Source organism: Aurantimonas litoralis (assembly GCF_026153195.1).
In the GTDB taxonomy this organism is placed as follows: domain Bacteria; phylum Pseudomonadota; class Alphaproteobacteria; order Rhizobiales; family Rhizobiaceae; genus Aurantimonas; species Aurantimonas coralicida.
Genome location: NZ_JAPFBM010000007.1, coordinates 40289 through 62087, shown reverse-complemented (window position 1 = coordinate 62087; position 21799 = coordinate 40289). Strand labels below are relative to the sequence as shown.

General features: G+C 67.5%; 17 protein-coding genes and 1 pseudogene. 8 read left to right on the top strand and 10 right to left on the bottom strand.

The annotated features are described in order from the left end of the window. Positions 1-116: 116 nt before the first annotated feature. A pseudogene (gene secG, locus N7I30_RS14870) lies at positions 117-611 on the bottom strand (preprotein translocase subunit SecG); the annotation flags it as partial. 116 nt (positions 612-727) lie between these two features. Continuing rightward, a complete protein-coding gene (gene tpiA / locus N7I30_RS14865; RefSeq protein ID WP_498639886.1) occupies positions 728-1483 on the bottom strand; it encodes a triose-phosphate isomerase in 756 nt (251 codons plus the stop codon). A gap of 182 nt (positions 1484-1665) precedes the next feature. On the opposite strand from tpiA, the gene N7I30_RS14860 reads away from it, so the two are divergent. From N7I30_RS14860 to lexA, 6 genes are read left to right on the top strand one after another with little or no spacing between them, the layout of a single operon-like run. Continuing rightward, the gene (locus N7I30_RS14860; RefSeq protein ID WP_498639884.1) at positions 1666-3555 is read left to right on the top strand and encodes a peptidyl-prolyl cis-trans isomerase; all 1890 of its coding nucleotides are present in this window, start codon (positions 1666-1668) and stop codon (positions 3553-3555) included. Beyond that, complete coding sequence (gene trpD / locus N7I30_RS14855; RefSeq protein WP_498639882.1) at positions 3552-4583, top strand: anthranilate phosphoribosyltransferase; 1032 nt, start codon at positions 3552-3554, stop codon at positions 4581-4583. The genes N7I30_RS14860 and trpD overlap by 4 nt, the downstream gene beginning before the upstream one ends. Beyond that, a complete protein-coding gene (trpC, locus tag N7I30_RS14850; protein WP_498639880.1) occupies positions 4580-5395 on the top strand; it encodes an indole-3-glycerol phosphate synthase TrpC in 816 nt (271 codons plus the stop codon). The genes trpD and trpC overlap by 4 nt, the downstream gene beginning before the upstream one ends. Further along, on the top strand, positions 5392-5892 hold the full coding sequence (gene moaC / locus N7I30_RS14845) for a cyclic pyranopterin monophosphate synthase MoaC (RefSeq protein WP_370192310.1): 501 nt from the start codon (positions 5392-5394) through the stop codon (positions 5890-5892). Before trpC ends, moaC begins: the two co-directional genes overlap by 4 nt. Further along, positions 5889-7130 (top strand): molybdopterin molybdotransferase MoeA, encoded by a 1242-nt coding sequence (locus N7I30_RS14840; RefSeq protein WP_498639877.1) that lies wholly within the window; start codon positions 5889-5891, stop codon positions 7128-7130. Before moaC ends, N7I30_RS14840 begins: the two co-directional genes overlap by 4 nt. Before the next feature lie 43 nt (positions 7131-7173). Continuing rightward, positions 7174-7893, top strand: coding sequence for a transcriptional repressor LexA (gene lexA / locus N7I30_RS14835; RefSeq protein WP_498639875.1), 720 nt, complete (start codon positions 7174-7176; stop codon positions 7891-7893). A 94-nt stretch (positions 7894-7987) separates the two neighbouring features. Here lexA and N7I30_RS14830 read toward each other — a convergent pair whose 3' ends face one another. Then, positions 7988-10363, bottom strand: a complete 2376-nt coding sequence (locus tag N7I30_RS14830; RefSeq protein WP_498639873.1) for a ComEC/Rec2 family competence protein — start codon at positions 10361-10363, stop codon at positions 7988-7990. A gap of 113 nt (positions 10364-10476) precedes the next feature. Between N7I30_RS14830 and gltX the strand changes: the two genes are divergently transcribed. Both gltX and gltA read left to right on the top strand, forming a co-directional pair. After that, a complete protein-coding gene (gltX, locus tag N7I30_RS14825; RefSeq protein WP_498639871.1) occupies positions 10477-11898 on the top strand; it encodes a glutamate--tRNA ligase in 1422 nt (473 codons plus the stop codon). 144 nt (positions 11899-12042) lie between these two features. Then, entirely contained in the window at positions 12043-13335 is a 1293-nt protein-coding gene (gene gltA / locus N7I30_RS14820; protein WP_009209493.1) for a citrate synthase, read from the top strand. 50 nt (positions 13336-13385) lie between these two features. On the opposite strand, the gene lpxB is transcribed toward gltA, so the two are convergent. The 7 genes from lpxB to rseP form a co-directional block, all read right to left on the bottom strand. Then, a complete protein-coding gene (gene lpxB / locus N7I30_RS14815; RefSeq protein WP_498639868.1) occupies positions 13386-14561 on the bottom strand; it encodes a lipid-A-disaccharide synthase in 1176 nt (391 codons plus the stop codon). Then, positions 14558-15457, bottom strand: coding sequence for an LpxI family protein (locus tag N7I30_RS14810; protein ID WP_498639866.1), 900 nt, complete (start codon positions 15455-15457; stop codon positions 14558-14560). Before N7I30_RS14810 ends, lpxB begins: the two co-directional genes overlap by 4 nt. A gap of 2 nt (positions 15458-15459) precedes the next feature. Next, positions 15460-16266 carry an acyl-ACP--UDP-N-acetylglucosamine O-acyltransferase gene (gene lpxA / locus N7I30_RS14805; RefSeq protein ID WP_009209490.1) on the bottom strand — a complete coding sequence of 269 codons (807 nt, stop codon included), beginning with the start codon at positions 16264-16266 and terminating at the stop codon, positions 15460-15462. 2 nt (positions 16267-16268) lie between these two features. Beyond that, the gene (gene fabZ / locus N7I30_RS14800; RefSeq protein WP_024350605.1) at positions 16269-16736 is read right to left on the bottom strand and encodes a 3-hydroxyacyl-ACP dehydratase FabZ; all 468 of its coding nucleotides are present in this window, start codon (positions 16734-16736) and stop codon (positions 16269-16271) included. Beyond that, positions 16729-17787: a UDP-3-O-(3-hydroxymyristoyl)glucosamine N-acyltransferase gene (lpxD, locus tag N7I30_RS14795; RefSeq protein WP_498639864.1), complete on the bottom strand. Its 1059-nt coding sequence runs from the start codon at positions 17785-17787 to the stop codon at positions 16729-16731. The genes fabZ and lpxD overlap by 8 nt, the downstream gene beginning before the upstream one ends. A gap of 42 nt (positions 17788-17829) precedes the next feature. Next, a complete protein-coding gene (gene bamA / locus N7I30_RS14790; protein WP_277027574.1) occupies positions 17830-20286 on the bottom strand; it encodes an outer membrane protein assembly factor BamA in 2457 nt (818 codons plus the stop codon). 204 nt (positions 20287-20490) lie between these two features. Continuing rightward, entirely contained in the window at positions 20491-21630 is a 1140-nt protein-coding gene (rseP, locus tag N7I30_RS14785) for an RIP metalloprotease RseP (RefSeq protein ID WP_498639862.1), read from the bottom strand. Positions 21631-21799: the final 169 nt, after the last annotated feature.

The following is a 21799-nucleotide window of genomic DNA, read 5'->3' as shown; positions in this document are numbered from 1 at the left end:
GCCGGCTCCTCGACGGGCGGCACGGTCGGCGCGTCTTCGACGCCCGGTGCATCCTCGGCCGGATTGGCAGGAATTTCCTCGACAGGTGCTGCATCGGTCGCCGGTGCAGGAGCTGCCTCGGCCGCCGGTGCCGGCTGCGCCGGAGCTGCGGTGGTCTCGCCGGTCGGGGCTGCCGGCGCCTCGTCGGGCAGCGACGGAGCCGCGCTCGGTGCGTCGGCGGCGACCGGTGCCGTCTCGGTCGCGGCGCCGCCAGCGGGAGCCTGCGGCTGCTCGGGAAGACCGCCCAGCTGATCCAGAAGGCTGCCGCCCTGATCGCTGCCGTCGCCGGCCGGCGCGCTCTGGCCGCTCTGATTGACCGGCAGGCGGTCCAGGATGTCGGTCGGCTGGGCGCCGTAGCGCGCCAGGATGCCGAGGGACAGGGAGGTCACGAAGAACGCCGCTGCCAGGATGCCGGTCGTGCGCGTCAGCGCATTGGCGGCACCGCGGGCCGACATCATGCCGCCGCCACCGCCACCGATGCCGAGCGCACCGCCTTCGGAACGCTGCAACAGAACGACGACGACGAGCGTCACGACGATCATCAAGTGGATGATGATGAGAATGGTTTCCATGGAACTTTCGCAACGCGTCTATTCGATAATTGCGCGCCTTCTACAGAAGCGACGCCCGCTTTCCAACCGTATTCGGCATTTGCGGGCGATTGGGCGCGCGGCCCGTATCGTTCCGGTCAGGCTGTCGGCGACGCCTGACATATCGCGATGAAGTCCGACGCCTTCAAGCTGGCCCCGCCGACAAGGGCTCCATCGACATTGTCGATCGCCAGGAGTTCGGCCGCATTGCCCGGTTTCACCGACCCGCCATAGAGAATGCGGACCCCGTTTCCGGTGTCGCCAAAACGCTCGACCAGCGTCCGCCGGATGAAGTCGTGGATGTGCCGCACATCGTCCGCCGTCGGCGTCTTGCCGGTGCCGATCGCCCAGACCGGCTCATAGGCGACGACGACCCGGTCGCCGTCCATGTCGTCCGGCAGCGAACCGGCCAGTTGCCGCGCCAGGACGTCCGTCGTCGCGTCGGCATCGCGTTCCGCCTCGGTCTCGCCGATGCAGATCACCGCAATCAGGCCCGCGGCCATCGCCGCCTCGGCCTTGGCGCGGACCAGTTCGTCGCTCTCGCCATGATCGGCGCGGCGCTCGGAATGGCCGACGATCACGTAGCGCGCGCCGACATCCTTCAGCATCGCAGCGGAAATGTCGCCTGTATGGGCGCCGCTTTCGGCCGGATGGCAGTCCTGGCCGCCCACGGCGACATGGTTGCCGAGAATGCCGAAGCTCGCCGACAGCATGGTGGCCGGCGGGCAGATCAGGATGTCGCGGCCCTGGTTGAGGCCGGCGCCAGCGGCTTCGGCCAGCGTCTGCAGCTCACCCAGCTGCTTCAGGAGCCCGTTCATCTTCCAGTTTCCGGCAATCAGCGGCGTCGGTGCCATCGTGTTTCCTCAGCTCTTTGTCAGGTGCCCACGGCCCCGCGCGGACCTTACGCATCGAAGGGCGTAAATCAATCGTGCGGGTCGCTTGCGTCCGATGGGCCCGGTTTCCTAAAAGGCATGGAACAGAATGCCCAGGATCGCCTCGCGCGCGACGATCCTTGTCGGGCGAACGGGAGACCATCATGCTCAACACGCTCCGCGGCAGCATTTCCGGCTGGACGGCCAAGATCCTGCTCGGCCTTCTCGTGCTCAGCTTTGCCGTCTGGGGCATCGGCGACGTCTTTCGCGGCGGGGTGGCAAATGCCGTGCTGACCGCCGGCGAGACCGAAGTGTCGCTGCAGGACTATGCGCTGGCCTACAACCGGGCTCAATCCCGTCTCGCCCAGCAGATCGGTCGGCGGCCCACCGCCGAGGAAGCCGAGATGTTCGGCATCGGCCAGTCCGTCATCAGCCAGCTCGTCGCCGGCGCCGTCCTCGACGAGCAGGGCCGCCGCATCGATCTCGGCCTGTCGCAGGACCGCCTCGCCCAGGTGATCGCCGAGGACCCGACCTTCCAGGATGCCTCCGGCAATTTCTCCCGCGCCCAGTTCCAGAATGCGCTCTACAACGCCCGGATCAGCGAGGCCGACTACATTCGCGGCCAGGAGAACCAGGCGGTGCGCAGCCAGATCGTCGACGCGGTCTCGGAAGGCATCGCCATTCCCGACGCCTTCTCCACGGCGCTCGGCCTCTACAATGGCGAGCGGCGCACGATCGAATATGTGACGCTGACCCCCGCCACCATTCCTCCCGTCGCCGACCCGTCGGACGAGGTTCTGGCGACCTATTTCCAGGAAAACAGCGAGACCTACGCCGCGCCAGAATATCGCTCGGTGGCCTACGCGGTGCTGACGCCCGAGGCGATGGCCGACCCGACGACGATCACCGACGAGGCGGTCGCAGCGGATTACGAGCAGTACAAGGAGCGCTACACCACGGCCGAGCAGCGCCGGGTGCAGCAGATCGCCTTCCCCGACGAAGCGGCTGCGCAAGCGGCCAAGGCCAAGCTCGAGGCGGGCACCAGCTTTGCCGACGTCGCGCGGGATGCCGGTCGCAGCCCGGCCGATATCGATCTCGGCCTCGTCACCCGGTCGCAGATCCCCGATGCGACCGTCGCCGAGGCGGCCTTCTCGCTCGCCGAGGGCGAAGTATCGGACGTGGTCAGCGGCGCCTTCGGCCCGGTGCTCCTGCAGATTACCGAAATCCAGCCGGAAACCGTGCGGACGCTGGAAGAGGTCTCCGACGAGATTCGCTCGGCACTGGCACTCGTGGCGGCCAGCGATACGGCCAACAGCGCCTACAACGCCTTCGAGGATGCCCGCGCCGGCGGCGCGACCTTCGCCGAAGCGGCACAGAGTGCCGGCCTGACGGTGCAGACGATCCCGGCCGTCGACCGCGAGGGCAACGGCCCGGACGGCCAGCCCGTCGCCGAACAGCCATCGGCGCAGGAATTCCTGCCCGGCGTCTTCGAGACCGAGCCCGGCCTCGACAATGTCCCGATCAACTTCCAGTCCAATGGCTACGTCTTCTATGACGTGATCAGCATCGACCCGGCCCGCGACCGCACCCTCGACGAGGTGCGCGACCGGGTTGTGGCCGACTGGAAGGCCGCCGAGACGGACCGGCAGCTCGCCGAGCGTGCCGAGCAGATGAAGACTGAGCTGCAGGCCGGCCAGAGCATGGCGGATGCCGCGGCCGCGGTCGACGCCGAAGCCCGAACGGCAGCGGCGATCTCGCGCCAGTCCGGCGTGTCGGAACTCGGCCAGGCGGGCGTCAATGCGGCGTTCTCCGGCGGAACCGGCACGGTCGCCACGGCCGCTGGTCGCGAGGCCGGCTCGCAGATCGTCCTGCGCGTCGTCGAGGTTGCGCCGCCGGCAGACCCTGCGGCCAACGTCGCCGCCAACGAGCGCGGACAGATGACCGGCATGCTGGAGAACGACATTCTGAAGACCTACGTGTCGCTGCTCCAGAACGACACCGCCATCGCCGTTCACCCGGCGGGCATCGAGCGGGCAAAGGCCCTGATCCGTTGAGCCAGAGCCTGAAACCCTACATCGCCAAGGTCGCGGCGGGCGAGACGCTGGACCGCGCCGAGGCCGGCGAGGCCTTTTCGGTCATGATGTCCGGCGAAGCGACGCCGTCGCAGATCGGCGGCTTCCTGATGGCGCTGCGCGTGCGCGGCGAGACCGTCGACGAGATGGCCGGCGCGGTGGACGTCATGCGCGCCAACATGCTGCGGGTCGAGGCGCCGGCGGGAGCCGTCGACATCGTCGGCACCGGCGGCGATCACGCCGGCACGCTGAACGTCTCCACCTGCTCCGCCTTCGTTCTGGCCGGCTGCGGCCTTGTCGTCGCCAAGCACGGCAACCGCGCCCTGTCGTCGAAATCCGGCGCGGCCGACGTCCTGATGGCGCTCGGCGTCAATGTCGACCTGAAGCCAGATGCCATTGCGCGGGCTCTCGCGGACGCCGGCATCTGCTTCATGTTCGCGCCGACCCACCACGCCGCCATGCGGTTCGTCGGCCCGAGCCGCGTCGAGCTCGGCACCCGCACGATCTTCAACCTGCTCGGACCGATGTCCAACCCCGCCGGCGTCGGCAAGCTGCTTCTGGGCTCGTTCTCGCGTGAATGGCTGGTGCCGATGGCCGAGACGCTGCGCGCGCTCGGCACCGAATCCGCATGGCTCGTCCATGGCGACGGTCTCGACGAGATGACGGTCTGCGGCACGACCGAAGTCGCGGCGCTGGAGAATGGCGAAATCCGCCAGTTCGCCATCGAGCCGGAGGATGTCGGCCTGCGCCGCTGGCCGCTGGCCGACATCAAGGGCGGCGACGCCGCGACCAACGCAACCGCCTTGCGCGCCGTTCTCGACGGGGCCGACAATGCCTATCGCGAGATCGTCCTCCTGAACGCGGCCGGCGCCCTGGTCATGTCTGGCCATTCGGCCGATCTGCGCGAGGGCATCGCCAAGGCGGCCGACGCTATCGACAGCGGCCGCGCCCGCGCCGCGCTGGAGCGGCTGGCCGCGGTCACCCAGGCGATTGCGGGGGAAACCAAATGAGCGACATCCTGCAGCGGATCGAGGCCTACAAGCGCGAGGAGATCGCCGCCGCCAAGCAGCGGATCTCGCAGGCCGATCTCGAAGGCCAATTCACTGCCGTCGAGCCGCCGCGCGGCTTTGCGGCGGCGCTCGGCGCGCGGCACCGCGCCGGCGAGTTTGCGCTTATCGCCGAAGTGAAGAAGGCGAGCCCGTCCAAGGGCCTGATCCGCGAGGATTTTGACCCGCCCGCCCTCGCAGCCGCTTATGAGCGCGGTGGCGCCGCCTGTCTCAGCGTCCTCACCGACACCCCGTCCTTCCAGGGCGATCCGTCCTTTCTGACGGCGGCGCGCGCGGCGACGAGCCTGCCTGCGCTGCGCAAGGATTTTCTCTACGACACTTATCAGGTGGCCGAGGCCCGGGCCTGGGGCGCGGATGCGATCCTGATCATCATGGCCGCAGTCGACAATGCCCTCGCCCGCGACCTCGAAGCCGCGGCCGTCGCCTATGGCCTGGACGTGCTGGTCGAGGTGCATGACGAGGCCGAGACCGAGCGGGCGCTCGCCCTCGCCTCGCCGCTGCTGGGCATCAACAACCGCAATCTGCGGACCTTCGAGACCTCGCTGGACACCGCCGAGCGGCTCGCCGCCCTCGTGCCCGACGATCGCGTCCTGGTCGGCGAGAGCGGCATCTTCACCCATGCCGATTGCCTGCGCCTTGCCGGGCACGGCATCCGCACCTTTCTCGTCGGCGAGAGCCTGATGCGTCAGGACGACGTCGAGGCCGCGACCCGTGCGCTGATCGGCGGCGATCCCGCCGTCACGGTGCCCGCATGAGCGATCCGCGCGACGCCACGCTGACCCATCTCGACGCCACCGGCGCCGCGTCCATGGTCGATGTCGGCGACAAGGAGCGGACGCGCCGCGTCGCCGAGGCCGAAGGCTTCGTGATGATGGAGCCGGCGACGCTCGATCTGATCCTGGCCGGCGAGGCCAAGAAGGGCGACGTCATCGGCATTGCCCGCATTGCCGGCATCATGGGCGCCAAGAAGACCCACGAGCTGATCCCGCTCTGCCATCCGCTGATGCTGGAGAAGATCGGCGTGGAGATCACCGCCGAGCCTGCGCTGCCCGGCCTGCGGGTCACCGCGACGGCGCGCGTCGGCGGCAAGACCGGCGTCGAGATGGAGGCGCTGACGGCCGTCTCGGTCGCCTGCCTCACCATCTACGACATGGCCAAGGCGGTCGACCGCTCCATGACCATCAGCGGCATCCGCCTCCTGGCAAAATCCGGCGGCCGCTCCGGCGACTGGTCGGCGGACGCCGCGTCGTGAGTCTCATACCCGTCGAGGAGGCCTACCGTCTCCTCGTTGAGGACGCCCGCCCCCTCGTCCGCACCGAGACGCTCCCTCTGCGCGACGCGTCGGGCCGCATTCTGGCGGCGGACCTTGCCTCGCTGCGCACCCAGCCGGCCTTCGACGCCTCCGCCATGGACGGCTACGCGGTCCGCGCCGCCGACCTTGGCGACAAAGCGCCCTTCCCCTCCCTGCGGCTCGTCGGCGAATCGGCCGCCGGCCATGCCTATGACGGCACGCTGCAGCCAGGCGAGACCATCCGCATCTCCACCGGAGCGCCGGTCCCGGCCGGCGCAGACGCCATCCTGATCCAGGAGAACGCCGACCGGCGGGACGGCACCGTCACGGCGACGGCGCCGGTCGTCGTCGGCCAGCACATCCGCCCAGCGGGAATCGACTTCGCAGCCGGCACGCCGCTTCTGACCGCCGGCACGGTGCTGACCCCGGGCGCCATCGCGCTGGCCGCCAGCGGCGGCCATCCGGCGATCCCGGTACGCAGCCGTCCCCGTGTTGCGATCCTGGCGACCGGCGACGAACTCGTCCTGCCCGGCGAGACCATCGGCCCGTCGCAGATCGTCGCCTCCAACACCTTCGGCGTCGCCGCACTGGTGCGCGAGGCCGGCGGCCTGCCACTGAATTGCGGCATCGCGCCCGACCGGGAAGCGGCCATCGATGCCCAGCTGACGCAGGCGATCGCGGACGGCGCCGACATCTTCGTCACCATCGGCGGCGCATCGGTCGGCGACCACGATCTCGTCGGCAAGGTGTTCGCCGCCCATGGCGTCTCCCTCGACTTCTGGAAGGTGGCGATGCGCCCCGGCAAGCCGCTGATGGCCGGCAGGCTGGGCGACATGCGGGTCGTCGGCCTGCCCGGCAACCCCGCGTCCTCCATGGTCGCCGCGACCCTGTTCCTGGCGCCGCTGGTCCGGCGCCTCGCGGGCCGGCCCGCGCGTCCGCTCTACCGCCGGGGCGTTCTCGCCGCGCCGATGCCGGACAATGGCGACCGCACGGATTTCGTGCGCGCCCGGATCGAACCGGACGGCGCCGGCCCGCCCCGCATCGTGCCGTTGTCGCGGCAGGATTCCTCGCTGCTGTCGATCTATGCCGCGGCCGATGCGCTGCTCGTCCGGCCGGTCCGCGCCGCACCGGCCGAAGCAGGCGATCCCTGCGATTACGTCCCCCTGACGGCGCTGGAGCCACTTGCGGAACACAACTAGAACAGATAGCTTTGTTCAGGTTTTGTTTTGAGGAGTCGCCCGGATGCTGACGCGCAAGCAGCACGATCTTCTGGTCTTCGTGAACGATCGGGTGCGCGAGACTGGTGTGCCCCCGTCCTTCGATGAAATGAAGGACGCGCTGGACCTGCGGTCCAAGTCCGGCATTCACCGCCTGATCACCGCGCTCGAGGAACGGGGCTTCATCCGCCGCCTGCCCAACCGGGCCCGTGCGCTGGAAATCCTGAAACTGCCCGAGTCGATTCAGGGCAACCGCCCGGCCCCCGTCGGGCGCACCGGATTCAAGCCGAGCGTCATCGAAGGCAGCCGCGACACGGCCCGGCCCGCACCCGCGGTGCAGCCGGCGCCGGCCAAGGCGTCTGCCTCGACGGCCATCCCGGTCATGGGACGCATCGCCGCCGGCGTGCCGATCTCGGCCATCCAGCACAACACCCATTCCATCGTCGTTCCGCCGGACATGCTGGGCAGCGGCGAACATTACGCCCTCGAAGTGAAGGGCGATTCGATGATCGAGGCCGGCATTCTCGACGGCGACACGGTGGTCATCCGCCGGGGCGACACGGCGACTCCGGGCGAGATCGTCGTCGCCCTCGTCGACGACGAGGAAGCGACGCTCAAGCGTTTCCGCCGTCGCGGCGACACGATTGCGCTGGAGGCGGCAAATCCGGCCTATGAAACCCGGATCTTTGGCTCGGACCGGGTCAAGGTCCAGGGCAAGCTGATCGGCCTGATCCGCCGCTACTGACCGCTTCGAACGGGACACGGTCGGCGCAGAACGGATGATAAGCCCTCGCGACTCGCGCCCGAAGAGTTGAGGCCCGAAACCGGCCCGTCCTCGTTCAGGGCGCAGCCGTCGCGGTTCGGCCTGAACCGGCCGGGCCTCTATTGCTGACGGTCGCCGACGCCGGCTGCGTGACAGTCACCGGCGAGTCCGGCGCGGCGGGCTTGCGCCAATATTCCGGCCAGGGCGCAAGCCGGTGGACGTTCCAGCGTTCGGGCGGATCGCTGATCGCCTGCACGATGCGGGGCCGGCCCGTCGCCGCCTCCCGGCCGATCGCCAGCGAGCCCGTGCGTCGCAGCGTGCGCAGCGTCACCAGGACGGCGCCGGACCGGCATTCGGCAAGCCGGATCGCCCGCGAGACGATGGCGACATCCGCCTCGTCGCAGGCATTGCCCGTGCGGGCATAATCCTCCGTCCAGACCACACGCAGGCCGCCGCGCGTGGTGAAGCGGCAATATTTGGCCGCGCACTCCGCGGGAAGCGTCGCACGGATTCGCTCGGTGTCCTCGCCCCGCGGCGCCCGTGCCTCGAAGGCCCGCTCCCATTGTTCCGCGATGAAGCCGCTGGGCCTTGCGCGCAGGAAGGCAAGCTGGCCGTCCGCCGCGAGGGTCGCGACCTCCTTGCCGTCCTCAAAGATCAGGAGCTCGGGCGGGGCTGTCCTGTCGGGCGCAGCAATGAATCCGGCCAGTGCCAGCGGGAGGCCAAGCCAGCGCAACCGGCTTGCGAGACAGGATGCGGTGAGGATTGCCGCCGTCAGCAGCAGAAGCCCCAAGGCGGTCACGCGTCCGATCGCCTGGTCGGGCAGCCAGGCATAGACATTGCGCGCGATCTCGAGGACGAGCCAGAGGCCGGCTCCCATCGCCTGGAATGGCCAGGAATCGAGCCCGAACGGAATCAGCAGCGTTCCCACCAGCGCCAGCGGCATGATCCACAGCGTGAACAGCGGCATGGTCAGGAGATTGGCGACGAAGCCGAAGGCCGCCATCCGGTGGAAATGATAGGCGGCATAAGGCGCGGTCGCCGATCCCGCGAGAAGCGACGTGACCATGATCGCGGAGAGCGCGACGAGGATCTTGCCGCCGACGCCCCTATGCGTCTCGCGGCCGCGTTCGCGCCCCGCGCGCCATTGCGAGAGGGAAGCATAGCCGCCGATCAGTGCCACGGTCGCCGCGAAGCTCATCTGGAAGCTGGCGGTCATCACGGCATGCGGCGCGACGAGGATGACGACGATGGCGGCGATCGCGACGTTGCGAAGCGTCAAGGCGGGGCGGTCGATCAGCACCGCGCCGAGCATGATCGCCAGCATCACGAAGGAGCGCTGGGTCGCGACATTGGCGCCCGAGATCGCCAGGTAGATCGCCGCGACCACGAGCGCGACGATGGCGGCGATCTTCTTCGCCGGCAGGCGCAGCGAGATGGCCGGCACGAGGGATAGCGACGACCGCACGGCCAGCATGGCGAAGCCGGCGACAATCGCCATGTGCAGGCCCGAGATCGACAGGACATGGGCAAGCCCCGTGCCGCGCAGCCATTCGCGGGCATCGTCGGGGATACCGGCACGTTCGCCGGTGATGAGGGCCGCGGCGATGGCGCCCTCGCGGCCACCGATCACCATGCTGATCCGCTCGGTCAGGGCAAGGCGCGTCCGAGTCTGCACTCGCCGCAGCTCGGCAAGAAGGCCGTCTCCGTCGTCGCTCGCCGCGGGCGGGGTCGGCTCGGCCTCCGGCGCGCCGAGCGAATAACCATAGGCTCCGATCCCGGCAAAGAACGGCGCCATGGCAAAGTCGTAGCTGCCGGGAAATGCCGGACCGGACGGCGGCCCGAGCCGGACGAGACCGCGATAGAGGCCGCCGGGCGCAATCGGCTCGTGTCGACTGCCGACGACGATACGCACGCGCTCCGGCGGTCGCGACAGGACCGGCCGCTCGGTTTCCGTGACGGCGACCACATAGCGATAGCGTCCGTCCTCCGTGCGCTCCCGCGAGACGACCGGACCGGCAATGCGCACCGTCGCCTGGCCCGAGAGGATCGTCGTTTCGGTGCGCTGGATCTCGCCGATCGCAAGGGAGGTACCGACGAGGGTGAACCCCGCCAGGATCAGCATCGGGTGCAGAACGGGGCGCCCCGCACGGCGCAGCGCAAGAGCAAGACTCGCGATGGCGGCAAGGACGGTCAGCCAGATATTCGGGGCCCAGCCGGCACCGTGGACGAGCGCCACGCCGATCATCAGGCCGAGCGGGACCAGAAGGAAACCGGTGCGGGCGCGGGTCTCGGCGGCAAACTGGTCGGCAAGCCAGTCCCGGCCGAGATGGCGCCAGCGGGCCCGCGGCGGCAGCGCGATCGTCGCCCGCCAGCGCCGGAACGCCGCCCGAACGGCGTCGCGCCGCCCGAAGGCCGCGCCTGCGCGTTCGTCGCGATCGCTGGCGCTGTCCATGCCGTCCGGTCCCGTCGGCTTGTCTCTCCCCTCGCCTATGGTACACAGCCGCCAAGCGAAAGCGATCCACGCCGATCGCTCCCAACACTCAGCGTATCAATATCGGAGAGACCATGACGGACGCCGTCGTGACCCGCTTTGCCCCCTCGCCGACGGGCTTCCTGCATATCGGTGGCGCGCGCACGGCGCTGTTCAACTGGCTCTACGCCAGGGCAACGGGCGGCAAGATGCTGCTGCGGATCGAGGACACCGACCGCGCCCGCTCGACCGAGCCGGCGGTCCAGGCGATTATCGACGGCCTCGACTGGATGGGCCTGACCGCCGACGAGCCGCCGGTGTCGCAGTACGAGCGGGCGGACCGCCATCGCGAGGTGGTCGAGGAGATGCTTGCCAAGGGCGAGGCCTATCGCTGCTACGCGAGCCAGGCCGAACTGGAAGAGATGCGCGAGACCGCACGCGCCGAGAAGCGTCCGCCGCGCTATGACGGCCGCTGGCGCGACCGCGACCCGTCCGAGGCCCCCGAGGGCGTCAAGCCGGTGATCCGCCTGCGGGCGCCACTGGAGGGCGAGACGATCGTCCGCGACAAGGTTCAGGGTGACGTCCGCTTTCCCAACAAGGATCTCGACGATCTGGTGCTGCTGCGCTCAGACGGCAGCCCGACCTACATGCTGGCCGTGGTCGTTGACGATCACGACATGGGCGTCACCCACATCATCCGCGGTGACGACCATTTGACCAATGCCGGTCGCCAGACGCTGATCTACAAGGCGATGGGCTGGGACGTGCCGGTGATGGCCCACATCCCGCTGATCCATGGCGCCGACGGCGCCAAGCTGTCGAAGCGCCACGGCGCGCTGGGCATCGAGGCCTACCAGGCCATGGGCTATCTGCCGGTGGCGCTGCGCAACTACCTTGTGCGGCTCGGCTGGAGCCATGGCGATTCCGAGATCATCTCCACCGAGGAGATGATCGAATGGTTCGATCTGGGCGAGATCAACAAGGGCGCCGCACGCTTCGACTTCGCCAAGCTGGAAGCGCTCAACGGCCACTGGATCCGGCGTAGCGACGACGCGACCCTGGTCGACATGCTGATGGCCGAGCGGGACGTGCTGCCCAATGGCGGCATCCTGAAGACCCGCTCAGACGAGGAGATCCGATCCAAGCTGACCGCGGCCATGCCCGGGCTGAAGGAACGCGCCAAGACCCTCGTCGAGCTCACCGAGAGCACCGCCTATCTGTTCGCCGACCGGCCGTTGTCGTTCGAGGACAAGGCGGCGGCGATTCTCGACGATGGCGGCCGCGAGATCGTCGGCGCGCTCGCCAAGCGCTTCGAGGCGGCCCCGGACTGGTCTGCGGCGGAGCTGGAGGCCATAGTACGCGCCTATGCCGAGGAGAACGGCCTGAAGCTGGGCAAGGCGGCACAGCCCCTGCGCGCGGCCCTGACCGGCCGCACCACCTCCCCGGGCGTGTTCGATGTACTGGCCGTGCTGGGCCGGGACGAATCGCTGGCGCGGCTGGGCGACCAGTCGGCCTGACCAAGGACAGGACTATTGCGGCGCAACACATTGCGTGATCGGAAACTTGTCGCACTCCTGGGTTTGGAGTAGTCAGGCATCTGAACAATCTGTGTGCGCTGCGAGAGGTCGATACCTGAGCGGCTATCATCGAAGGGAAAACGCATGACGGAACAGTCGGCGAAGCTCACATTGGGTCAGAAAGATGCGGATCTGGCCGTTCGCAGCGGCAGCATCGGACCGGACGTCGTCGACGTCACCGCGCTGTACAAGCAGACCGGTCTCTTCACCTACGACCCGGGCTTCTCCTCGACGGCGTCCTGCGAATCCAAGATCACCTACATCGACGGCGACGAGGGCGTGCTGCTGCATCGCGGCTACCCGATCGACCAGCTCGCCGAGCGCGGTGACTTCCTCGAGACCTGCTACCTGCTGCTCTACGGCGAACTGCCGACGACCCGCGAGAAGGACGACTTCGTCTACCGCGTGACCCGGCACACCATGGTTCACGAGCAGATGAGCCGGTTCTACACGGGCTTCCGCCGCGACGCGCATCCGATGGCTGTCATGGTCGGCTCGGTCGGCGCCCTGTCGGCATTCTACCACGACTCGACCGATATCGCCGATCCGCACCAGCGGATGGTGGCGAGCCTGCGCATGGTCGCCAAGATGCCGACCATCGCGGCGATGGCCTACAAGTACCATATCGGCCAGCCCTTCGTGTATCCGCGCAACGATCTCGCCTATGCCGAGAACTTCCTGCACATGTGCTTCGCGGTGCCGTGCGAGCCCTACCGGATCAACCCGGTGCTGGCGCGGGCCATGGACCGGATCTTCATCCTCCATGCCGATCACGAGCAGAACGCCTCGACCTCGACGGTCCGGCTGGCCGGTTCTTCGGGCGCCAACCCGTTTGCCTGCGTCGCCGCCGGCATCGCCTGCCTCTGGGGTCCTGCCCATGGCGGTGCCAACGAGGCCGCGCTCAACATGCTGATGGAGATCGGCACCAAGGACCGCATCCCCGAGTTCATCGCGCGGGCCAAGGACAAGAACGATCCGTTCCGCCTGATGGGCTTCGGCCACCGGGTCTACAAGAACTACGATCCGCGCGCCAAGATCATGCAGCAGACCTGCCACGAGGTCCTCGACGAGCTCGGCATCAAGGACGATCCGCTGCTCGAAGTTGCGATGGAGCTCGAGCGCATCGCCCTGACCGACGAGTACTTCATCGAGAAGAAGCTCTACCCGAATGTCGACTTCTACTCGGGCATCACCCTGAAGGCGCTCGGCTTCCCGACCACCATGTTCACGGTGCTCTTCGCCGTGGCGCGCACGGTCGGCTGGATCGCCCAGTGGAAGGAGATGATCGAGGACCCGCATCAGCGGATCGGCCGTCCCCGCCAGCTCTATACGGGCGCCGAGATGCGCGACTACGTCGCGGTCGACGAGCGCGGCTGAGGCGTTTCCGCTTCGAGATCAACAAGAAACGGGCGCTGCGGCGCCCGTTTCTACGTCTGGGTGGACGTCCTGCCGCGCGCGATGCAATCGAGGACGATCGCAGCGGCCGCCTCGCCGGGCGCCACGTCGATCCGCATCATTTCGCGGATGTCGGCAAAGCCGGCGCGCTGTGCCGCCCGCTCCGGCGTCTGCGTCATCAGCCGCTCGAGCCGGCGGGCCAGCATTTCCGGCCGCACGAATTCGTGGAAATGCTCCGGCACCAGCGCATGCCCGACGATGAAGTTCGGCATCGCTGCCGTCCAGGCCGAAATCAGGTGCCGGAACTGGTAGGCCACCGGGTCGAGCCGGTAGGCCAGCGCCATCGGCACGTCGGCGAGCGCCAACTCGAGCGACACCGTGCCGGAGGCCGCCAGCGCCGCGTCGGCTTCGGCAAAGGCCGTCCATTTCGCGGTCTCACCGGTGACGATCTCGGGCTTCACCTCCCAGCCGGCGATCTTCTGTTCGATCAGAGGACGATGCCGTTCGAGCGCCGGAATAACCGCCGTGACGCCCGGCATACGCCCGCGCAGGACATCGAAGGTACGGCCGAAATCATCGATCAGCCGGTTGATCTCGCCGCGGCGCGACCCCGGTAGGATCAGGAGACGCGGCGGCGATGCCGGAGTACGCTCCGGCGCGGTGCGCGCCGGGTCCGCGATCATCTGCGACAGCGCCGGCACCCGCATCAGCGGATGGCCGACATAGGTCGACGGCGGCCCATCCAGCCGTTTCATGGTCGCGGGTTCGAAGGGCAGGATACAGATGGCGTGGTCCACATAGGCCCGCATCTTCTGTGCCCGCTCCTCGCGCCAGGCCCAGACCGTCGGCGGCACGTAATTGACGATCGGCACGTCCGGCAGTTTCTCGCGCACCCGCTTCGCCACCCGGTGGGAGAAGGTCGGGCTGTCGATGATGACGAGGATATCGGGACGCGCGGCGATCACCGCGTCGGCCACCTGAGACAGTCGGCGCATCAGCTGCGGCAGCCGCGCCAGAATGGCGCCGATCCCGATGATCGACAATTCGTCGATGTCGAACAGGCTGTCGAGACCCTCGGCCTGCATCGCCTCGCCGCCAAGCCCCACCAGCCGCAATCCGTCGCCAAGTTTTGGACGAAGGGCGCGAATGAGATCGGCCCCGATCCGGTCCCCCGACGCTTCCCCGACCACGAAGGCGATGGTCGTCATGGCCGGTCTCCCCCGTCGTCGCCGTTTGCCATACCGGTATCCTCTTCGAGCCCGACGATGGCGATTCCCGCGGCTTCGGCGGCCTCGAGCACATCGTCGATCCCGAGGACCAGACTGCGCCCGGCCGTCGCCCCGATCACCGTGATGCCGGCTGCGGCCGCCTCCTCGATGGTGGCGCCGCCGATGCTCGGCAGGTCGAAGCGTTCATCCTGGGTCGGCTTGACGCTTTTCACCAGCACGCAGCGCTCCGAACGCCCGATGCGACCGCGGGTCTTCAGATCGGCGACCCTTTGCAGCATCTCACGCGTGCCCTCGATCCCTTCCAGCGCGATCACCCGGTCCCGGGACGCGACGACCGCCTGCCCGATGTCGAGCTCGCCCAGCCGTCTCGCGGCCCGGGAGGCGAGCAGCAGCGCCTGTTCTTCATCCGCGTCAGGCCCGCGGCGGGTCAGCGTGCCGCCGGGGGTCAGAAGCTGCGGAACGATGTCCTGTACCGCCAGCATCTCGAATCCCTGACGCTCCATGTAGCGAGACAGGGCACGCAACAGCCGGTCGTCGCCGCCCCGTACGATCTTCAGCGCCGCCGGCAGCCGGATCAGGGTCTGGAAACTGGGAATGAGCGAGCGGAAATCGGGACGGTGGCTGACGGTGCCGCAGAACACCATGCGACGCACCCCGCACGACTTCATGTAGGCGATCGCGTCGCCGGTACGGCCCCAGGGATAGGCGCCCCCCTCGTAACCGGCCCAGTCGTCGGCCATGCCGTCGCCGATACGCACCACGACGACCCGCCAGCCCGAGGCGCGTGCCGCTTCCGCCACCAGACGCGGCAGCGAACCGCCCCCCGCCACCAGACCGAGAGCGTCGCCCGGCCGATCGGGAGCCAGTCCGGCCATTGTCAGCTTAGCTGGGGATGGCGCGGAAAGCACAGGGCGCGGTCGCCGCCCGAGCGGATGAACCCGAGGAGATCCTGCACGAGCGGATCGTTGGGGAACTCGCTCTGCACCTCGTCCATGTTCTCCTTGAACGTCAGATCGAAGGAAAACAGCATCCGGTAGGCGCGGCGCACATTGCGGATCGCTTCGCGATCGAAGCCAGCCCGCTTCATGCCGATGACGTTGAGGCTCGACAGATAGGCGCGGTTGCCCAGCACCATGCCGAAGGGGATGACGTCCCCCTCGACCGCCGCGAGGCCGCCCACATAGGCATGGTGGCCGATACGGGTGAACTGGTGAATGCCCGAGCCGCCGGCGATCGTCGCATAGTCGCCGATCGTGCAATGACCGGCGAGCATGACGTTGTTGATCACCGTGACATTGCGTCCGACAATGCAGTCATGGGCGACATGGGCACCGGTGAAGAAGGCGCAATTGTCGCCGATGGTCGTTTCGGAGCGCCCCTGCACGGTGCCGGGGTTCATCGTCACATGTTCGCGGATCAGGCAGTCGCGGCCAATCACCAGCCTGGTGTCCTCGCCGCGATATTTCAGATGCTGCGGTGCATGGCCGAGCGAGGCGAACGGCCAGATCTGCGCGTTCTCGCCGATCACCGTGTTGCCCCACAGCGCCACATGCGAGCGCAGGCGGCTGTTGGCCCCGAGCTGCACCTGCGGCCCGACATGGCAGAACGGACCAATCTCGCAGCCGTCACCGATCACCGCGCCGTCCTCGATGACGGCGCTCGGATGTATGGTCGTCTCGGCCATGATCAGTTCGGGCCGCGGGGCGACAACATTGCGCTGACGACCGCCTCAGCCACCTTGACCCCGTCGACCTGCGCAACGCAGTCGAACTTCCAGATGTTGCCGCGCTTCTTGGACTGGGTCACGTGGTATTCGACCCGGTCGCCCGGAACCACCGGCTTGCGGAACTTGGCGCCGTCGATGGTCATCAGATAGACGAGCTGCGGCGTGCCGCCGCCGGTCGCCCGGGTGCAGATGGCGCCGGCGGTCTGGGCCATGCCCTCGAGAATCAGCACACCCGGCATCACCGGAGCCGTCGGGAAATGTCCCTGGAAATGCGGCTCGTTCGCGGTGACGTTCTTGATCCCGATCGCGCTGCGGTCCCCGTCGATGTCGATGATGCGATCGACCAGCAGGAACGGATAGCGGTGGGGTAGAAGTTCCATGATCTCCAGGATATCGGCGCTTTCGAGTACCATCGCGTCGTCACTCATCTGTCTTCCTTGGAGAACGTCCCCGTTGCGCAAGCTCAGATAACGTCATGAGCTCACGAAACCAGTCCCGAACGGGTTTTGCGGGCGTGCCGCCCCAGCGCGCGCCCTTCGGCACGTCACCGGCGACCGACGATACGGCCGCGATCTGGGCACCATCGGCGATCGTCAGATGGCCGTTGATGCCGGTCTGACCGCCGATCATCACGCCGTCGCCGAGTGTCGTGCTGCCGGAAATGCCGACCTGCGCGACGATCACGCAGTGCCGCCCGATCCGCACATTGTGGGCAATCTGGACCTGGTTGTCGATTTTAGTGCCTTCGCCGATCACCGTATCGCGAACGCCGCCGCGATCGACGGTCGTGTTCGCGCCGATCTCGACATCGTCCTGGATGATGACACGGCCGATCTGCACCGCCTTGACGAGACCGGTGGGCCCCGCCGTGTAGCCGAACCCGTCCTGACCGATCCGCACGCCGGGATGCAGGATCACCCGATCGCCGACCAGCGCATGGGTCACGGTCACGTTCGAGCCGATCCGGCAATTGCGGCCGATACGGCAGCCGGCGCCGATGACGGCGCCCGCACCGACGATCGTCCCGCGGCCGATCTCGACGCTGGGACCGATCGACGCGAAGGCTTCCACCGTCACGCCGTCTTCAAGCTTGGCTTCGCGGTGGATGTCGGCCTTGAGCGAGACACCGTGCGATCCGGTGGCCGGCGTCGGCAGGACGGCACCGGGAAACAGCGCCCGGCCCGCCTCGGTGAAGGCAATCGCGGCACCGGCGGTCACCAGCGCCGGCATGCCCGACGGCAGCAGCCCGACATTCTTGGGAGAGACGAGAACGCAGCCGGCCCGCGTTGCCGCGAGCTCGGCGCTGTAGCGCTTGCTGTCGAAGAAGGACAGGTCCTGCGGCCCTGCCTCGGACAGGGCGGCGACGCCTGTGATCCGCAGTGCCGGGTCGGCCCCCTCGCCCAAGCTGGCGCCCGTAAGGCTTGCCAGCTCCGCAAGGGTGAGACCGTCGCCGCGCGGGAAGAAAGTCAATTCATGCATCGGGACGGTCTGGGCCGGACAAGCCGGCCCCCACATTGTCGATCAGAAGCGGGACGAGAATCCGAAGGAGAATTCCTGCAGCTCGTCGAAATCTTCCTTGGCCAGCGGATGGGCGTAGTTCACCCGCAGCGGACCGAAGGGCGATGCCCAGATCAGGCCGACGCCCGCCGACGCGCGCAGCGAGGCATCGACGCCGATGACACCCGGATCGTTCTCGTACTCGCTGCCCCAGAGCGAACCGGCATCCGCGAAGACCGCACCCCGGAAGCCGAGGTCACGCGAGATACCCGGCAGCGGGAAGGTCGCTTCGGCCGAGGCGTTGGCATAGTTGTTGCCGCCGATCGACACGCCGTTCTGGCGCGGGCCGATGCCCTTGTAGTCGAAGCCCCGAACGATGTCCTGGCCCTTGAAGAAGTTGTCGAACACCCGCAGGCCGTCGCCGCCGAAGGAGGTGACGTTGCCGCCGCCCGCATTGAGCGAGCCGATCACGTCGTATTCCTCGTTCAGGAGGTGGAAATAGCTGGCCTTGCCGGTCGTCTTGACGAAGTTCGCATCGCCGCCGACACCGGCGAATTCCTGCCCGGCCTGGATAAAGAAGCCGTTGCGCGGATCGTTGGTGTTGTCGAGCGTGTTGTAGGTCAGCGCGTAGGAGACCGACGACGTCAGATACGGGCTTTCGCAGATCGCCTGGTTGATGATCGGCGAGTCCGTATAGGGCGGCGCCACGGCCGCGTTGCCGTTCAGATCGACGATATTGCTGTTCGGGTTCGGCGTGCCGCAGGTGCTCTCGAAGAGATTGCCGCTTCCGTCGACCAGCTGCGCATTGGTGAACTGGTTGTAGGTCGTGCCGTTATCGTCGCCGAACTTTTCCTGCTTGATGTTGTAGGCGATCTGGGCCGTCAGATCCTCGGTGATCGGCGCCGCGATACGGATGTCGCCACCGGTGCGCTCGGAGTCGTAATCGCCCGAGCTGCTCTCGCTGCGATATACGTCGAAACCTGCAGCCAGACGCCGACCGAGGAAATACGGCTCGGTGAACGACAGGCTGTAGTTCCGGGTGTCGGCACCGAAGCCTGCGGAGACCTTGATGAACTGGCCGCGGCCGAGGAAGTTGCGCTCGGTGACGCCGATCTCGGCGACCGGACCGGAGCTTTCGCCGCCGGTCGTGTAACCGCCGCCCAGCGACAGCTCACCGGTGGCCTTCTCGACCACGTCGACGATCACGATCACGCGGTCCGGCTCGGCGCCGGGCGCGGTCGAAACCGAGACCTTCTCGAAATACTTCAGGTCCTCGAGGCGCTGCTTGGCGCGCTGCACCAGCACCTGGTTGAAGGCGTCGCCCTCGGACACGTCGAACTCGCGGCGAATGACATAGTCGCGGGTCTTGGTGTTGCCGCGGATTTCCAGACGCTCGACATAGGCCCGCGGGCCCTGGTCGATGACGTAGTCGATGGCGATCGTGCGGCTGGCGAAATCGCGGTCGCCGCGCGGGGTGACCTGCGCGAAGGCGAAGCCGGCATTGGCGAGGCTGTTGGTCAGATTGACCAGCGTGTCCTCGACGTCCTTGGCGCTGTAGACCTCGCCCGTCTGGGTCTCGATCTCGCCATAGAGCGACTCGGTGTCGACGCCGGCGACGGTGCTGTCGATCGTCACGTTGCCGAAGCTGTAGCGCTCACCCTCGTCGACGGTGACGGTGATGAAATAGCTGTTCTGGCTCTCGTCGAGCTCGGCCACCGACGACACGATGCGGAAATCCGCATAGCCGCGGTTGTAGTAGAAGCGGCGCAGCGTCTCTTCGTCGGTGCGCAGGCGCTCTGGATCGTAGATATCGTTGCGCTGGATGAAGCTCAGGATGCCGCTCTCGCGCAGGGCGATGACCTGCTTCAGCCGGCTGTCGCCGAAGGCGTTGTTGCCGACGAAGCTGATGCTCTCGATCTTGGTGCGGTCGCCTTCCTGGATGTCGTAGATGACATTGACGCGGTTCTCGCCGATCTCCTGCGTGCGCACGGTGACGATGGCGTCGCTGCGGCCGATGCTGGTGTAGGCGGCCTGGATGGCGTCGACGTCGGCCTGCGTGGTCGCGCTCGAATAGGCTGCGCGCGGCTGCGTCTGGACGGCGGCGATGAGCTGCTCGTCCTTCACCTTGGAATTGCCCTGGAAGAGCACCTGGTTGACGATCTGGTTCTCGTCGACCTGCACGATCAGCGTGCCGCCGGACTGGCTGATACGCACGTCCGAGAAGAGGCCGGTGGAGAACAGGCGACGGACCGCCTGATCCTGATCGGCTTCGGAGACGTTCTGTCCGGCCGAGATCTGCATGAAGCCGCGGATCGTGTCCGCTTCCACCCGGCTGTTGCCGCGAACGTCGATGCGATTGACGACAGCCGCCTCGGCGACCGTGACAGCGGCAAGCTGGGCCCCGAGGGTCGCAGCTGCAAGAACCGTCGAGGAGAGCGCGACAGCGGAGACCGCGCGCATGATATTCGTTCCAGCCCTCATTGGCCCAGCCACCTTTTCATCATTGTATCGAGACGCAGTGGGAGCAATGCGCATCGTTGCCTTGTACCGGCTTTCCGAGTCCGTTCAAGCAAACTGGCCCGAGTCCCTTTAGGAATCGGAAAAGCCGTTGCAACGTTGTCACGGACATCGTCGCTTTGGTTAACAGTTTGCAAGCCCCCAAGTCCCCCGACCCGGCGGGACTCATCAGACGAGTCCCGAAATATCGTTCCAGAAGGCGAATACCATAAGCAGCATCACCAGTGCGAGCCCAATTCGGAAGCCGACTTCCTGCACCTGTTCGCTCAGGGGCCGGCCACGGATCGCCTCGAATGCGTAGAACAGCAGATGTCCGCCGTCCAGCATCGGAATCGGCAGAAGGTTGAGCAACCCGATGGAGACCGACAGCAGCGCCGCCAGATTGAGCAGCGCGCCCAGTCCTATCGTCGAAACCTGACTCGACACTTGCGCGATTCGGATCGGACCGCCGATCTGGTCGGCGTTCTGGCGACCGGTGACCACCTCGCCCATGAAGTCCACGGTCCGTGTCGTGACGAACCAGGTCTGCGAGACGCCGTAGGCGACCGCCTCCACGGGCGACAGGCTCTCCACCCGGAACGACGAGCCGTCATTGTTGGCTACCAGTCCGACGACCGGCACCTTGAACTCGTTGCCGAACCCGTCCGTCTGGACCTCGCTGCGCGGTGTCACCGTGAGCTCGACCGGCGAGCCGTTGCGCTCCACCGTCATGCGGATCGGCGTGTCGGCCCGCGAGGACACATAGCGCTGCAGGTCGGAGAAATAGCGAATCGTCTCGCCGTCGGCGGACAGCACCTTGTCGCCCGGCTTGAAGCCGGCGGCCGCGGCGGGCGAACCGTCCCTCACCTCGGCCACGACCGGATCGCCGACGACGCGTCCCTCGACATAGGCGACGCCGGCGAAGATCACGATCGCCAGGATGAAGTTGGCGATGGGGCCCGCGGCCACCGTGGCGGCACGGCGCCCGACGCTCTTGGCCGGAAACGCCCCGCTGCGCTCGGCATCCGACATCGCGTCCACCGCGGCGCGGTCCGGTACCGAGGCCGCGTTCTCGTCCCCGAGGAATTTGACGTAGCCACCCAGCGGCACCGCCGCGAGCTTCCAGCGCGTGCCGCGCCGGTCGTTGAAGCCGATCAGTTCCGGGCCGAAGCCGACCGAGAAGACCAGCGCCTTGATGCCGCACCAGCGACCGACGAGGAAATGCCCCAGCTCGTGGAAGAAGACGATGATCGTCAGGACGAACAGGAACGGGACGATGTAGATGAGGCCTCCGCTCCAGATCTGGGCGAGCCCGACAGGCGATTCCATTCCGCACCCTTTCGCGTTCCAACCCGGACCGCCGGTTCCGGACCGGCATCGACATCCGGTCGGGACGATGCCGCATTCAAATGATCAGACAATGCCCGTGGCTGCGCGCTTTCGAGCGGCGCCGCGGGACCCTTTCCATAGCAGTTGACGAACAAGTCGCAATGATGAC